Source organism: Ottowia cancrivicina, from assembly GCF_029813755.1.
Taxonomy (GTDB): Bacteria; Pseudomonadota; Gammaproteobacteria; order Burkholderiales; family Burkholderiaceae_C; genus Ottowia; species Ottowia massiliensis.
Genome location: NZ_JARVII010000017.1, coordinates 26,599 through 41,193 on the forward strand (window position 1 = coordinate 26,599; position 14,595 = coordinate 41,193).

15 protein-coding genes are annotated in these 14,595 nt (G+C 65.8%); 3 read left to right on the forward strand and 12 right to left on the reverse strand.

Annotation, left to right across the window (positions count from 1 at the left end; all coding sequences use genetic code 11):
• Nucleotides 1-60: 60 nt before the first annotated feature.
• From QB898_RS08825 to QB898_RS08845, 5 genes are all read right to left on the reverse strand, one after another.
• A complete protein-coding gene (locus QB898_RS08825) occupies nt 61-969 on the reverse strand; it encodes a TPM domain-containing protein (RefSeq protein ID WP_199170960.1) in 909 nt (302 codons plus the stop codon).
• Between the two features lie 124 nt (nt 970-1,093).
• Nucleotides 1,094-1,744 carry an ABC-type transport auxiliary lipoprotein family protein gene (locus QB898_RS08830; protein ID WP_279524651.1) on the reverse strand — a complete coding sequence of 217 codons (651 nt, stop codon included), beginning with the start codon at nt 1,742-1,744 and terminating at the stop codon, nt 1,094-1,096.
• Nucleotides 1,745-1,911: 167 nt separating this feature from the next.
• Nucleotides 1,912-2,937, reverse strand: a complete 1,026-nt coding sequence (locus tag QB898_RS08835) for an MlaD family protein (RefSeq protein WP_279524652.1) — start codon at nt 2,935-2,937, stop codon at nt 1,912-1,914.
• Complete coding sequence (locus QB898_RS08840) at nt 2,938-3,804, reverse strand: ABC transporter ATP-binding protein (RefSeq protein ID WP_279524653.1); 867 nt, start codon at nt 3,802-3,804, stop codon at nt 2,938-2,940.
• A complete protein-coding gene (locus QB898_RS08845) occupies nt 3,801-4,922 on the reverse strand; it encodes an MlaE family ABC transporter permease (protein ID WP_279524654.1) in 1,122 nt (373 codons plus the stop codon). The genes QB898_RS08840 and QB898_RS08845 overlap by 4 nt, the downstream gene beginning before the upstream one ends.
• A 144-nt stretch (nt 4,923-5,066) precedes the next feature.
• Here QB898_RS08845 and QB898_RS08850 point away from each other — a divergent pair, with 144 nt between their 5' ends.
• The 3 genes from QB898_RS08850 to QB898_RS08860 all read left to right on the forward strand — a co-directional run bounded on the left by QB898_RS08850 (nt 5,067) and on the right by QB898_RS08860 (nt 6,954).
• Nucleotides 5,067-5,537: a bactofilin family protein gene (locus tag QB898_RS08850; protein ID WP_050715180.1), complete on the forward strand. Its 471-nt coding sequence runs from the start codon at nt 5,067-5,069 to the stop codon at nt 5,535-5,537.
• A 26-nt stretch (nt 5,538-5,563) separates the two neighbouring features.
• Nucleotides 5,564-6,361: a hypothetical protein gene (locus QB898_RS08855; protein ID WP_428982781.1), complete on the forward strand. Its 798-nt coding sequence runs from the start codon at nt 5,564-5,566 to the stop codon at nt 6,359-6,361.
• 272 nt (nt 6,362-6,633) lie between these two features.
• Nucleotides 6,634-6,954 (forward strand): YciI family protein, encoded by a 321-nt coding sequence (locus QB898_RS08860; protein ID WP_346429806.1) that lies wholly within the window; start codon nt 6,634-6,636, stop codon nt 6,952-6,954.
• A 111-nt stretch (nt 6,955-7,065) separates the two neighbouring features.
• On the opposite strand, the gene groL is transcribed toward QB898_RS08860, so the two are convergent.
• The 7 genes from groL to QB898_RS08895 form a co-directional block, all read right to left on the reverse strand.
• On the reverse strand, nt 7,066-8,706 hold the full coding sequence (gene groL / locus QB898_RS08865) for a chaperonin GroEL (RefSeq protein ID WP_050715182.1): 1,641 nt from the start codon (nt 8,704-8,706) through the stop codon (nt 7,066-7,068).
• A gap of 142 nt (nt 8,707-8,848) precedes the next feature.
• On the reverse strand, nt 8,849-9,139 hold the full coding sequence (gene groES / locus QB898_RS08870) for a co-chaperone GroES (RefSeq protein WP_050715183.1): 291 nt from the start codon (nt 9,137-9,139) through the stop codon (nt 8,849-8,851).
• A 388-nt stretch (nt 9,140-9,527) separates the two neighbouring features.
• Nucleotides 9,528-10,307: an acetoin reductase gene (locus QB898_RS08875; protein WP_279524655.1), complete on the reverse strand. Its 780-nt coding sequence runs from the start codon at nt 10,305-10,307 to the stop codon at nt 9,528-9,530.
• A gap of 304 nt (nt 10,308-10,611) precedes the next feature.
• Entirely contained in the window at nt 10,612-11,616 is a 1,005-nt protein-coding gene (locus tag QB898_RS08880; RefSeq protein WP_279524656.1) for an L-threonylcarbamoyladenylate synthase, read from the reverse strand.
• Nucleotides 11,617-11,714: 98 nt separating this feature from the next.
• Nucleotides 11,715-13,016 carry an FIST signal transduction protein gene (locus QB898_RS08885; RefSeq protein WP_279524657.1) on the reverse strand — a complete coding sequence of 434 codons (1,302 nt, stop codon included), beginning with the start codon at nt 13,014-13,016 and terminating at the stop codon, nt 11,715-11,717.
• Between the two features lie 189 nt (nt 13,017-13,205).
• Nucleotides 13,206-13,934, reverse strand: a complete 729-nt coding sequence (locus tag QB898_RS08890; protein WP_279524658.1) for a PhaM family polyhydroxyalkanoate granule multifunctional regulatory protein — start codon at nt 13,932-13,934, stop codon at nt 13,206-13,208.
• A gap of 69 nt (nt 13,935-14,003) precedes the next feature.
• Entirely contained in the window at nt 14,004-14,537 is a 534-nt protein-coding gene (locus QB898_RS08895) for a copper chaperone PCu(A)C (RefSeq protein WP_279524659.1), read from the reverse strand.
• Between the last annotated feature and the right edge of the window lie 58 nt (nt 14,538-14,595).

The window sequence follows — 14,595 nt, forward strand, 5'->3', positions numbered from 1 at the left end:
GCTACTGTTTTTGCGCTGCCAGGCAGATAAAGCTGCGCGAACGCGCCTGAAAGGACGCGCCTACCAGCTGCCGCTGGCGCCGCCGCCGCCAAAGCTGCCGCCGCCGCCCGAGCTGAAGCCGCCGCCACTGAAGCCGCCGCCCCCGCCGCCAAAGCCGCCGCCGCTCCATCCGCCGCCTGAGCTGCTGCCGCCACCGCCCTTGCCGCCGCCCGACAGGGCGATCAGCCAGACGAAGAAGGCGACGATGAGCGCTGCCACCACGCTGAAGGTCAGAAAGAAGGTGATGGCGCCGCCTGCCAGCCCCGCCGTGAAGGCCCCTTTCTTGCGCCCGAACAGGCTGCGCAGCACGCCAAGGCAGGCGATGACGAAAAACAGGATGAAGAAGATGAGTTCCGGCCCCGTTGCGCTCCGGTTTGCGTCGGCCTGGGCGGGCAGCGGCAGGTCTTCGCCACGGATGCGGGCGGCCACGGCGTCGATGGCGGCCTGAAGGCCTCCGGCGTAGTCGCCCTGGCGGAAGTGCGGGGCCATCTGCTGGTCGATGATGCGTTTGGCGATGATGTCGGGCAGCGCGCCTTCAAGCGTGCGGGCCACTTCAATGCGCATCTTGCGCTCGCGCAGGGCCACGATGATGAGGGCGCCGTCGCCCACGTCCTTGCGCCCCAGCTTCCAGGCGCTGGCCACGCGGTTGGCGTAGGCGGCAATGTCTTCAGGCGCGGTGGTGGGCACCATGAGCACGGCCACTTGCGCGCCCCTTTCCTGCTCCAGCGCGGCCAGGCTGGCTTCGAGTGCGCTGGCTTGTTCGGCGGTGAGCGTGCCCGTCTGGTCGATCACGCGGGCGGTGAGCGCGGGTATGGCCTGCGGGGCCTGCGCACTGGCCGCCAGCGCCAGGGCCAGCCACAAGGCCAGCGCCAGCAACAAGCTCAGCCAGCGCGGCGGGCGGAAGGCGAAGGGGGCGGCAAGGGCATTCATGGCGGTCAAGCGTGGAGCAAAAGAAAGCAGATGCGGAAGATGCCAGAAAGCGGCGGCAGGCCGCTTTCAGGCTTGCGGCCGGGCCGTGCGCAGCTCCTTCTCCGGCTTTCAGCCGCCCGGAGCCTCACGGCGCGGGGCGGGACAGGCGGTCCAGCCAGGCGGCGAGGTCGGCAATGGCGGCGTCGGCGGCTTCGCGCATGGCTTTGGCGCCGCCGGCGGCGTCGGGCGTGGGGGCGGGGCGCTGGACGGTGAAGGTGCGCTGGCCCAGCAGGCGCTGGCTGGCGCGCGGGGCGATGAGGGTGGCGCGAATCTGGATGCGGGCGTGGCTGCGGTTTTCGGCTTCAAAGACCTGGCTGAAGTCGTCCAGGTGTACGCGCAGCTCGGCAGCGGCCAGCCCTTCGCCCGCGCCGACGACGGGGCGGCTGGCGGCCAAGGTTTCGCGCAGGCGCTGGGTGAGCAGCTCGGGCGGACTCATGCTCCAGCGCGCGCGCGCGTAGGGGCGGGGCTGATCGGCTTCGTTTTTGTAGGCCAGGCGGTAGAGCATGGCGGGGCTGTCCAGCGCGGCGGGCGCGGTCACGGCAGGCAGGGCCAGGGGCGGCTGGCTGGCCGCGCCGCTGGCCGCTGCGGCAGCGGGCAGGCCAAGGTCGTAGCTGGCAGGGCGCGCGGGCTTGTCTGGCAAAGGGGTGCTGCATGCGGCAAGCAAGGCGGCGGCCAGGGCAAGAACCCAGGCCCAGGCTGGCGCGAAGGCGCGTGAGGGGGCGGCGGTCTGGTTCATGGCGGTTTCAGCAGGAAATCAGGGCGGTGGGGCGAATCAAAAAACAGAGCAAATCAAGAGGGTGCCAAAACGGGTTCTGCGCACTTTCCACTAGGACGTATAGCTATGTTTTCAGGAGCGAAATTGAGGCTTGTCTGCATGCCGGATGGCTCATGGCCCGTGCGCTTTCAGGGTGCGGGAATGACGACGGGCGTTTCAGCCGGGGCGCCGCCAGTGGCAAAGCCTGGTTCGCCGGGGCCGGGGGGGATGGGGCCATAGCCAAAGAGCAGCGATTGCGGGTTTTCGGTGAAGGTGGCGGCGGCGCGGTCCACGCGGCGCAGGGCGCTGCTGGCATGATGGGTGGCTTGCTGGATGCCGGGCAGGGTGTCGGCGGCCAGGATGCCGGCGCTTTCGTTCAGGCTCTGAAGCACGCCGCCGTTGGCGGTGAAGCTTTGCATGCCGTTTTTGACGCTGGCGGCGGCGGCCTGCAAATCGCCCGTGGCGCGGCGGGCCTGCGCGGCCACGTCTTCAAAGCCCTTGAGGGTGGCGGTGGCCTGCCTGACGAGGACGGGAATGCTGCTGTGGCTGGGGCCGAACTGGGCGGTGATGGTGCGGTTGGTGTCGTCAGCAAGTTTGGCAATGCTGCGGGCGGCGCCCGCCATGTCGCGGCTGGCTTCGCCAAGGTCGCGGATGGCCTGCGCGATGGCTTTGCGGTTGTCTTCTTCCAGCAGGGCGTTGATGCGCGAGGTGGCTTCGCTGGCCTGGCTCATGAGCACACGGGCGTGGTCAGTGAATTCGCCCAGCAGGCCGCTGCGCAAAGGGATGCGGGGCAGCTGGCCGCGTTCGGCCTCGATGGCCTCGGTGCTGCGGCCATCGTTGTCAAGCTGCACGTAAGACAGGCCGGTGATGCCCTGGTAATCGAGCCGCGCGTAGGTGGAGCGGGTGATGGGCGCGCCTTTGTCCACTTCAATGCGCACGAGCACGTTGCCCAGCTTTTCGCGGTCAAAGCTGATGCGGGTGACTTTGCCGACGGTGACGCCGCGAAAGCGCACGGGGGCTTGCTCTTGCAGGCCGCTGATGGGTTCGTGTGTGCTCATTTCGTAGGCGTCGCGCACGGTGCGGTCGCTGGTGAGCCAGGCGGCCAGGCCGATGAGCATGGCGCTGACGATGAGCACGAACAGGCCGGCAGCCAGGGCGTGTGATTTGTTTTCCATTCAGGCTCCTGAAGATGGGGCGGCAGGGTGCGCCAGGCGGGCGGCCAGATGCGCCAGCTGCGGCAAGTCGGAGATGGCGCGCAGGCCCCGCTCGCCCAGGAAGAAGTGGCGGATGAAGGGGTGGTCAAACGCCAGCACTTCGGCCACGGGCGCGGCGATGATGACGCGCTGCTCGGCCAGCACGGCCACGCGGCTGGAGAGGGCAAAAAGCGTGTCCAGATCGTGCGTGACCATGACGACGGTCAGGCCCAGCTCCTGGTGCAGCGATTGCAGCAGCGCGCAAAAGGCATCGGAGCTGTCGGGGTCCAGCCCGGCCGTGGGTTCGTCCAGCATGAGCAGGGGCGGATCCATGATGAGCGCGCGCGCCAGCGCCACGCGCTTGATCATGCCGCCCGACAGCTCGGCGGGCATCTTGTGCGCGTCGCCCGGCTTCAGGCCCACCATTTGCAGCTTGAGCAAGGCGGCGCGGCGCACCAGTTCATCAGGCAGGGTGCGCAACTCGCGCAAAGGGAAAGCAATGTTGTCCAGCACGCTGAAGGCGGAAAACAGCGCGCCTTGCTGAAAGAGCATGCCCACGCGCGCCGCCGCGCCCGGCCGGCCCAGCTCGGCGGCGGGCCGCCCCAGCACGCACACGCTGCCAGCCGCTGGCGTGTTCAGCCCCAGCATCTGGCGCAGCAGCACGGTTTTGCCGGTGCCGGAGCCGCCCACGAGCGTGAGCACTTCGCCCCGGCGCACGGTGAGATGGAGGTCTTTGTGAATGACCACGCGCCCGCCCTCGGGCAGCGCGAAGGCGCTGGTCAGGCCCCGGATTTCAATGACAGGCTCGCCCGGCGCGGGCAGCAAAGAAGCGTCGCTGCGCCCGCTCATATGCCCACGCTCTTGAACAGCACGGCAAACAGCGCGTCAATGAGAATGACCGCCGTGATGGCCGCCACCACCGAGGCTGTGGTGCCGCGCCCCAGGCTCTCGGTATTGGGCTTGACTTGCAGGCCGTAGTGGCAGCCGATGAGCGCAATGGCCACGCCAAACACCACCGACTTGCCCACGGCCAGCGCCAGATTGCTCACGCGCACGGCTTGCGGCAGCGTGTGCATGAAAAAGCTGGGCGTGATACCCAGCGTGATGTCAGCCGCCAGCATGCCGCCCAGCAGCGCCATCAGCGAAGTCCACACCACCAGCAGCGGCATGGCCACGGCCAGCGCCAGCGCGCGCGGCAGCACCAGCCTGAAGCCTTGGGCGATGCCCAGCACGCGCATGGCGTCCAGCTCTTCGGTCACGCGCATCACGCCAATTTGCGCCGTGATGGCCGAGCCGGAACGCCCCGCAATCAGCACCGCCGCCAGCAGCGGCCCCAGCTCGCGAATCAGCGCCAGGCCCAAAATGTCCACGATGAAGGCATCCGCGCCAAACTGCCGCAACACCTGGCTCATCAGATAGGCCAGCACCACGCCAATCAAAAAGCCCACCAGCGCCGTAATAGGCAGCGCCTGCGCGCCAATGTGGTAGAGGCTGCCCGAAAAATCACGCCACGGCCCGGCCTGCGGCGCGCGCGCCAGGCGCAGCGCGTCCAGAAAAAGCTGGCCCATGATCTGCACGAAGCCGCGCACCTGCGCCAGCGCGCCTTCCACGCCCTGGCCCAGGCTATCAAAACGCTGCGCGAAGCTGGCATGCCCGCCAGCGGCGGGCGGCAGGGCGGGCTGGCTTGCCACACGCTCCAGCAGTGCGCGCTGCGCCTGGCTGGCGTGCAGCTCAGCGGGCCACTGGCGGCCCCAGCCGTCCCACAACACCAGCGCGCCCAGGTGGTCAAACCCGGCCAGGCCACGCAAATCCCATTCGCCAGCACGGCCCGCAGCTTGTGCCAGCGTTTTCCGCAGGCGCGGCAGCACGCCTTTTTGCGCCAGCGCCGCTGCCGTCCACACGCCTTGCGGCTGGACGCAGCCATGGGCAGCAGGCAAGACGGCCAGGCGGGGAGTGGAGTCAGTCATGCGGGCGTTGGGGATTGCAAGAAAAGCAAGTAAAGGAAAAAGAGGGCAAATGCGGGGATTTCAGACCGTTTTGATGCGTAACACCCATTAGACTGCCCGCCAGCCATTTGATTCAACATTATCTTTTATTCCCAAGGAGAAGACATGGCCCTGAGCTTTGGCAAACGCGAGAACGAATCCCAACCCACTCCCGTGCGTCCGCTAGGCGCTGCGCCCGCTGCGTCGCCCGTGCAGCCGCTGGGCGCGCATGCCGCCAGCCAGGCCGCGCAGGCGGCCGCTGACAACGGCGCGCGCCTGACGGTAGGTGCCAACATCAAGCTCAAGGGCGTTGAAATCACCGATTGCGACACGCTGGCCGTGGAAGGCACAGTAGAAGCCACCATCAACGCCCGCGTCATCCAGATTGCCGACAAAGGCGCCTTCAAAGGCACTGCCGAAATCGACACGGCTGAAATTCGCGGCCTGTTCGAAGGCACGCTCACCGTGCGCCAAAAGCTCATCATCTACCCCACCGGCAAAGTCACCGGCAAGGTGCGCTACGGCAAGATCGTGATTGAGGAAGGCGGTCAGCTCTCCGGCGAAATCACGGCTGACGCGCAGGCTGGCAAATCCTGACCGCAAACGTGCCGCAGGCATTTTCCATGCGTGCCCTGCGCGCCTTCCATCGGGCTGCTTCGGCAGCCTTTTTCATGGCCTGCGCCCTGCTGGCCGCAGGCTGCGTCAGCAACGCCCCCACGCCGCACGGCAGCGTGCAGGGCGCCGAATTTGGCGGGCAGGAGCTGCTGCAAAGTGAAGGCAACCGCCTGGCGGGAACCGCCATGCAGGCCAATCTGCAAAGCCTGCTGTTGCTGGCCGACAAGCTCTACCGCCGCAATCCCGTGCAGTGGCGCAAAACCGCCGCCTCGCGCGAGGCCGCCCTGCTGGCCATCCGCCAGGCCGTCATGCAGGAAGCTGACGAGGCAGCCGGGCAGGAGCCGCCCGAGCAGGAATCTGCCTCTGCCATCGCCTGGCCCGCGCTGCAAGGGCGGCGCGACGTGGCCGCGCTGGCGCTGGCGCTCTCGCCTGATTTCACGGGCGACCGTGTGGCAGCCTTCGTCATCGCTTGCGCCGACACCCTCATCACCGCCCACGGCGGCCAGCGCCAGTTCCATTACCTGAGCGGCCCCGACCCCCAGCACATCTACAACGCCGCCCGCAACATGGAAATTGCGCTGTGGATTCTCAACACCCGCCGCGACAGCGCAGGCCGCCCCTTGCTGCTGGCCAACGAAACCGGCCCCGCCGGGCGAAACCTCAGCTTCGAGCGCGAGTTCGGCAAGATCATTGGCCGCCTGGATCTGGTGGCCGCGCACCTGACCGAGCGCCACCGCCGCGCCGCCATTTCCTTTCTCCAGGGCATGGCTGCCGCCCCGCTGCTGACTTTCCTGCCCGTGCGTTAGCCACGCGCCGCTTTTCACTCTCAAAGCCGCAGCAACAAGGCAAGGTAATCAAGTATTAACAAATAGCACAAACCCTGAATATCTTCTTAAATGGTGGAACCGCCGAGCCAAACGGCAAACCATTGCCGTTCCAATCGGGCAGATCACATGCCGTGGCGGTCAATACCGAATTTGCCGCCAAAGGCGCATAGCGAATAGGGTCCTGGATAAAGCCAATAAAATCGGCGCGCCCTGTGATTTTGAAGCGGCGTTTTTAGGCGGCGTTCGATTAAATGGCCGCCATTTTCAAAGGAAAACAAATGTTTATCGTATCATTGGAATATATTAAAGGATTGCCGGAAGTCGAAGCCTGTTTGCCCGAGCACATTGCGTATCTCGAACGGTATTACAAAGAGGGCATCTTTTTGATGTCGGGGCGCAAAAAGCCGCGCACGGGCGGCATTATCCTGGTGAAGGCGGATCATCGGGAACAGGTGGAAAGGCTGATTCGGGAAGATCCATTTCACCGCGAAGGCGTGGCGGAATACCAAATAATTGAATTTATTCCCACGAAAACCGCCGAAGATTTAAGTCAATATCGGGAAACAGCCTGAAAACCGCGCCCAATAAAAAAGCTGCCAGCCCGCGAAGGACTGGCAGCTTTGAAGACTGGGCGCGGGGCAAGCGCCGAGGTGAGGCGCTTGACTCCCGGCAGGGCTGGCTCTTTACATGTCCATGCCCATGCCGCCCATGCCGCCCATGCCGCCGGGGGCGGCAGGGGTTTCTTCCTTCGGGGCCTCGGCCACCATGCATTCGGTGGTGAGCATCAGGCCGGCCACGGAAGCGGCGTTTTGCAAGGCGGTGCGGGTGACTTTGGTGGGGTCCAGAATGCCCAGCTCGATCAGGTCGCCATACTGGCCGTTGGCGGCGTTGTAGCCAAAGTTGCCTTTGCCTTCCAGCACCTTGTTCACGACCACGCTGGCTTCGTCACCGGCGTTGATGACGATTTCGCGCAGGGGCGCTTCAATGGCCTTGAGCACGAGCTTGATGCCGGCGTCCTGGTCGGGGTTGGCGCCTTTGATGTCGCCAGCGGCCTGACGGGCGCGCAGCAGGGCCACGCCGCCGCCAGCGACGATGCCTTCTTCCACGGCAGCGCGGGTGGCGTGCAGGGCGTCTTCCACGCGGGCTTTCTTTTCTTTCATTTCCACTTCGGTGGCAGCGCCTACCTTGATGACGGCCACGCCGCCAGCGAGCTTGGCCACGCGCTCTTGCAGTTTTTCGCGGTCGTAGTCGCTGGTGGCTTCTTCGATTTGCACGCGGATTTGCTTGACGCGTGCTTCAATGTCTTCGGCCTTGCCAGCGCCGTCGATGATGGTGGTGTTTTCCTTGCCCACTTCGATGGTTTTGGCCTGGCCCAGATCGGCCAGCGTCACTTTTTCAAGCGACAGGCCCACTTCTTCGGCAATGACTTTGCCGCCGGTGAGGATGGCGATGTCTTCCAGCATGGCCTTGCGGCGGTCGCCGAAGCCGGGGGCCTTGACGGCCACCACTTTCAGGATGCCGCGAATGGTGTTCACCACCAGCGTGGCCAGGGCTTCGCCTTCCACGTCTTCGGCAATGATGAGCAGCGGACGGCCGGCCTTGGCCACGGCTTCCAGCGTGGGCAGCAGGTCGCGGATGTTGCTGATCTTCTTGTCAAACAGCAGCACGTAGGGGTTTTCCAGCACGGCGGCTTGTTTGTCGGGGTTGTTGATGAAGTAGGGGCTGAGGTAGCCACGGTCGAACTGCATGCCTTCGACCACGTCCAGCTCGTTGTTCAGGCTCTTGCCGTCTTCCACGGTGATGACGCCTTCCTTGCCCACTTTGTCCATGGCGTCGGCAATGATCTGGCCGATGGATTCGTCCGAGTTGGCGGAAATGGTGCCGACCTGGGCGATTTCCTTGCTGGTGGTGGTGGCCTTGCTGGCTTTTTTCAGTTGCTCGACGAGTTCAGCCACGGCTTTGTCGATGCCGCGCTTCAGGTCCATCGGGTTCATGCCGGCGGCCACGTATTTCATGCCTTCGCGCACGATGGCCTGGGCCAGCACGGTGGCGGTGGTGGTGCCGTCGCCAGCGGTGTCGCTGGTTTTGGAGGCCACTTCCTTGACCATTTGCGCGCCCATGTTCTGGAGCTTGTCTTTCAGCTCGATTTCCTTGGCGACGGACACGCCGTCTTTGGTGATGGTGGGTGCGCCGAAGCTGCGTTCCAGCACCACGTTGCGGCCTTTGGGGCCCAGGGTTGCCTTCACGGCGTTGGCCAGGATGTTCACGCCTTCAACCATGCGGGCGCGGGCGTCAGAGCCGAAAACAACGTCTTTTGCTGCCATTTGTGTGTATCTCCGTAAAAAGCCGGGATCAGGCCCGGCAGAAATCAAAAATCAAAAGGGATCAGGCGGCGCGCCAATATGTTGCGATTTGCTGCAAGATGGATGCAGGATGAATGCAGATGGCGGCGCAGCCCAGGAAAAATCACTTCTCGACGACGGCGAACAGGTCGTCTTCCTTCATCACCAGCAGCTCGTCGCCGTCCACCTTGACGGTCTGGCCGCTGTATTTGCCAAACAGCACGCGGTCGCCCACTTTCACGCTCAGGGCCTTGGTTTCGCCCTTGTCGTTGGTCTTGCCGGGGCCGACGGCCAGCACTTCGCCTTGGTCAGGCTTTTCGGCGGCGTTGTCGGGGATGACGATGCCGGAGGCCGTTTTGGTTTCGTTTTCCAGGCGCTTGACGATCACGCGATCGGCGAGGGGACGCAGTTTCATGGACATTCCTTCAAAAGGTTGCTTGAAAAAAGAGGACTGGCAGGGGCCTTGCGGCGGGCCTGCCAGGCTGAATGCATGGCGGCGGGCTGGTTTGTTAGCACTCGCCGCCAACGAGTGCCAATGATAGGGGCGGGCTTCGGGCTTTCAAGGCCCCGCTGGCAAAGAAAGCACCATCGCCCGCTTCTTCCTGCCCGTCTGCCCGGTTCGCCCCGCCGCTGCGCGCCTTGCCGCCGCGCCGCCTTTCGCCTTGAAACGATTCGCCTGTCTGGCTAACCGCTGTTGCCGCTGCCAGGTGCGCTGCGGGCAGGCCCAGGCAAAAAAAGCCGCCGCAAGGGCGAAGCGTCTTGCGGCGGCTTTTTTCAGGCGGGCGCGGGCTGCGCCTGCGGCATCAGCGGAACACCATGCCGCCGTCGATGAGCACGGCCTGGCCGGTCATGTAGTCAGAGTCGGGCGAGGCCAGGTAATGCACGAGCGAGGCCACGTCGGCAGGCACTTGCGGGCGGCCCATCAGAATGCCGGATGAGAAGCGCTTGAAGGCTTCGCCGGGCTGCCAGCCGTGAATCTTGGCCATTTCCTCGTCAATGCGGTCCCACATGCGGGTGCCCGCCACGCCGGGGCAATAGGCGTTCACGGTGATTTTGTAGGGCGCCAGCTCCTTGGCGGCGGTGACGGTGAGCGAGCGCACGGCGTGCTTGCTGGCGCAGTACACGCCCAGCAGGTCGTAAGACTCATGCGCGGCAATGCTGGCGGCGTTGATGATCTTGCAGATGCGGTCGCCGCCCTGTTTTTTCATTTGCTCGGCGGCGGCCTGAATGCCAAAGAGCACGCCCTTGACGTTGATGCCAAACACGCGGTCAAAGTCGGCGGCGGTGACTTTGTCCAGCGGCATGACGTCTTCAATGCCCGCGTTGTTCACGAACACGTCGATGCGCCCGAAAGCCTGCACGGCGTGCTGCACCAGCGCGAACTGGTCTTCGCGGCGGCTCACATCGCCACGGAAGGCGGTGACGGCCTGGCCTGCGGACTTGAATTCGGCCTCGGTCTTTTCCAGCGTGGCGGCATTGATGTCGGACAAAACGATCCTGAAGCCATCCTGCGCCAGCCTCTGGGCAATGCCTTTGCCCAGGCCGTCGCCTGATCCGGTAATGACAGCTACTTTTTCAGTCATGGTGTCTCTCCTTTGCTGACTGGGTTGAGAAAAGCGGGCCGCAGGATGCGGAAAACGATAATTTCAATTCAAAAAGAGGAGCAAATTCAATGCCTCCAAAACAGCATGTGTCGCAATGAATACGGGGACCTCGCGCTATCAAACAAGAAGCTAAAACTGATAGGCCATCACCAAGAACTGACCACGGCTGCCGCCAAGTCTGCGGCGGCCCAGAAGCTGGTGCCGGTTTTATCACTGCGCATGGCAATGCGACTGCACTTTTCTTGCGCCTGGCGCAGAAGTTTTCGCTCGACTCACTCTCTGCTCACTCACGCGCGCCTGCGGCGCTGGCTGCTGCGCGCTCCAGGCGGTCGCGCACGCCTTCCCATTCGATTTCGGGCGGGGGCGTTTCCACCCAGATGAGTTTGACTTGCGCCTGGTCAAACGCGCGCAGCGTGGCAAACAGCTCGTGCGCGGCCTGCGCAGGGTTGTCGGGCATGCGGCGCAAGATCAGCTTGCGCGAGGCGGATTTCAGCGCGGCGCGCGACCACACGGCAATGTGCGCGGCCTCGCTGCCCAGCAGCTCCAGCGCGGTTTTCAGCATCTTGCCGTCCATCAGCCGCACCGTGGCGCGGGGCGCGTAATGGGCGGCCAGCGTGCCGGGGGCCTGGGGGCCGGGCGCGGCCAGCTCGTCTGGATGGCGCACGCGGCAGCCCGCCGCTTTTTCCAGCTCGGCGCGCGAAATCGCTCCGGGGCGCAGCAGCACGGGCTGGCCGCGCGTGCAGTCCACGATGGCCGATTCAATGCCCACCGCGCAAGCGCCGCCGTCCAGCACCAGCACGTCTGCGAATTCTTCTGCCACGTGCGCCGCCGTGGTGGGGCTGACGCGCCCGAAGCGGTTGGCGCTGGGCGCGGCCAGCCCGTGCACGCCGCGCGCCGCGCAGGCCGCCAGCAGGCTTTTCGCCACGGGGTGCGCGGGGCAGCGCAGGCCAATGCTGGTGTGCCCGCCTGCCGCTTCGTCTGCCACGCCCTCGCGGCGCGCGAGGATGAGCGTGAGCGGCCCGGGCCAGAAGGCGGCCATCAGCCGCTGCGCCAGATCAGGCACTTGCCGCGCGAAATGCCCGGCCGCTTCGCTGCCTGCCACGTGCACGATGAGAGGGTGGCTGGCGGGCCGGCCCTTGAGGGCGAAGATGCGGCGCACGGCCCCGGCGTTTTCAGCATCGGCGGCCAGGCCATACACGGTTTCGGTGGGCAGGCCCAGCAGCTCGCCGGCGGCCACGGCGTCGGCGGCCTGCGCCAGCGCGCCGGGTTGGGTGGGGTCAAGAATCATGATGGGTGAGCAGGGCGGAAATACTTTGATTTTGATAGCGGCCCGCGCAGATTCCACTAGGACCAGGGGCCGATTTGTGCCTGAAAAACCAGGCCGCTTCAGCTGATGGCCTCGTCCACGAACACCGTGAGCACGCCCGCATAGCCCAGCAGGCGGCGGCTGGCGATTTCGCCGCCGGAGAAAAAGCCGGTGAGCGGCACATCGCCCAGAGCCTGGCGAATGGTTTGCAGCTCTGCGCCCGGATGGCCGAAATGGGGGCCGCCCCGGCTGGCGCAGCTGACGTAAATGGCCCCGGCAATGCGCCGCGCCGGATGCGGCTGCGACAGCGGCGGCGGCGCAGCCAGCGCGGCGGCGGTTTCGGCGGGAATGAAGGCCGGCTCAAGCAGGTCCCGAATGCCCGAGCAGATGCGCCGCAGGTCGGCGCGGGCCTTGGCGGCGTCGCGCTGGCAAAAAGCCAAGCGCTGGCCGCAATGCACTGCGTCAGCCACGGCCAGGCCGCGCTGGCCGGGGTCAATGCCCACAAGGTGGCGCGCCAGCACATCGGCGCCGAAGCGGCCATGCCGCAGGGCCAGCTCTTCGCTCATGCCGCAACTGACTGCGGGGCAGGCTGCTTGCGCGTCGCACAGACCCACAAGCATTTGCCGCACGGCGTGCATGGCCTGCTGGGGCTGGCACAGATCGATTCGCATGTCGTCCAGCATCACGTCAAGAGCAGGCTCGCCGTCGATTTCAAACACCATGTTGCCTTCGCTTCGCGTGATGGTGTGCCAGGGGCCAACCGGATGGCAGCCTTGCGTGACGCGGGTGATGAGCGGCACGCCCTCGCCAAAGGCCACGCCCGTGAGGCCGCCGCTGAACACGCCGCCCAGCAGCGCGCCGCCCGCCATGCCGCCCGAGCGCGAGGCGGCCATCTGCACGGTAGCGCCCCGGCTGGCCGCCAGGCCGCCAAACAGATGGCCGCACGCCGTGCAGTCGGCCAGCTCGGCAATCAGGCCCGCCACATCGGGCGTGTGCGCGTCGGCATGCACCAAGGCGGCCTGCGGAGAAAAAACGCCCTGGCGGCGCAGCGGAGCGACGCCTGAAAACACGCGCCACTGCTCTGGCGGCAGCTCGCAGAGCATGACGGACAGGGCCGGCTCGTCAAGATATTCCGCATTGCTCGCGGCCACGCCCACGCCCACGGCACCCGCCCAGCCCAGCACGCCCGGCAGCGCCTCGGCCAGCCAGTCCAGCAAATGCTGTGCGTGGGGCACGTAAGGGCTGGTGATGTAAAGCAGCCCCAGCGTGGGGCTGCTGGCGTAGCCGGGCAGCGCCATTTGCGCGCGCAACTGCGCCAGCGCCAGGTGCGCCGCCATTTGCCACTGCGGGTGCGTGGCGTGGCCAACGGGAAAAAGCTTCATGCCGTCAAGCGGGCCTTAATCAAATGAGCCTGAAAGCCTGTCCGGAAGTCTGGCCTTGAGGAACCGCGAATCGGAATGGCCGCAAGGCGCAAACCGCCGCCGGGTTTTGTGGCCGGCAAGGGTTTGCAACGCAGCAGAGCGCCCGAGGCCCGCGCTTTTGCCCCCACGGGCAGGCCATGAGCAGGTTCTTCATGACAAGTCTGCGGCGCTTGCGCCTCTGGCCGGCTTGCCTTTGCGGGGCGCTGCGGCCTTGCCTGCCTTGCCGCCCGCCTTGGCGGCGGATTTGGCGGTTCCGGCGGTTTTCGCGCGGGCCTTTGCAGCGGTTCTGGGCGCCGTTTTGGCGGCTGGCCGGGCGGCGGTCTTGTCCACGGCTTGGGCCGCCTTTGCGTCAGCCGCCTTGGCGGCAGGCGGGGCCATGGGCGCCGTCATGGCGCTGGCGGCTGTGGCGGCCGTCGCCGCCGTGGCAGCGGCCATGCTCTGGAATTGCTGGGTCAGCGCATTCCACCACTGCAACGGGTCGGGCACGGCGCTATTGACTGCTGCCGCAGGCTCGGGCTTGACGGCCTCAGGCGCAGCCCGGGTTGCCGCCGGAGGCGGCGGCGCGGAAGCGGCCGCTTCGGCTGGCTTGGGCGCTGCCGCTGGCATGGCAAAGGCGCGCGCCAGCTCGGCAGCGCCCACGTTCATGCTTTGCAGCGTGGCCAGCGTCATCTTCTGCACTTCCAGCGCCTGAATGCCCGCCTTGATGGCCGCAGCGTTTTGCTCCAGCCAGAACAGCACCGTTTTCAGCTCGGCAATGCGCTTGTCCAGCTCCTGCTCGCTCACGGTGGGCATCAGCCACGCGGAAGCGCCTTTGCCCGTGAAAAAGTCCAGGCCCGGAAAGAACTTGCCGAAATCAAATACGCCGCCAGACTGGCTCATGCTGGTCTCCTGAAGTTGTAGAAAGTGCAATGAAGAATACCGCGCGCGGCGCACCCGAACCCACTGTTTTCAGCGCGCGCGAACGGCCGGAGAAAGACGGGCGCTTTCTGGAGCGCTGGCCGATTCATCCTCCGCCGCAGCCTGCGGATCGGGCCGCCCCAGCGCGCGCACGGGCACGCGCAGCTCAATGGAGCCTTTCATGCCGGAGCCGTCTTCAAAAATGAGCGTCAGCGGCACATCGGCGCGCGGCGTCAGCGGCTGCTTCAACCCCATCAGCATCAGGTGTCCGCCGCCGGGCTTGAGCGCTACCGCCTGCCCCGCTGGCAGCGGCAGCGCAGGCGTGGCGTGCATGCGCATCACATCACCTTGCAGCGACATTTCGTGAATTTCAATGCGCTCGGCCAGCGGCGAAGAAGCGCCCACCAGCCGTGCAGGGGCCGCAGACTTCAGCGTCATGTACACCCCCGCCGTCTGCTGGCCCGGCACGGTGGCGCGCGCCCAGACGCGCTCGACGGCCACATCAATCAATCCGCCCTTGGGCTGCGCCCAGGCCGCGCTGGCGGCCAGCAAGGCGGCCAAAGCCAGAAAATAGGATTTGCGCATGACCGGAAAACTCCTTTGCGTGCCAATCAAAACCAGCTTGCAATTATGAAAGCCGCGC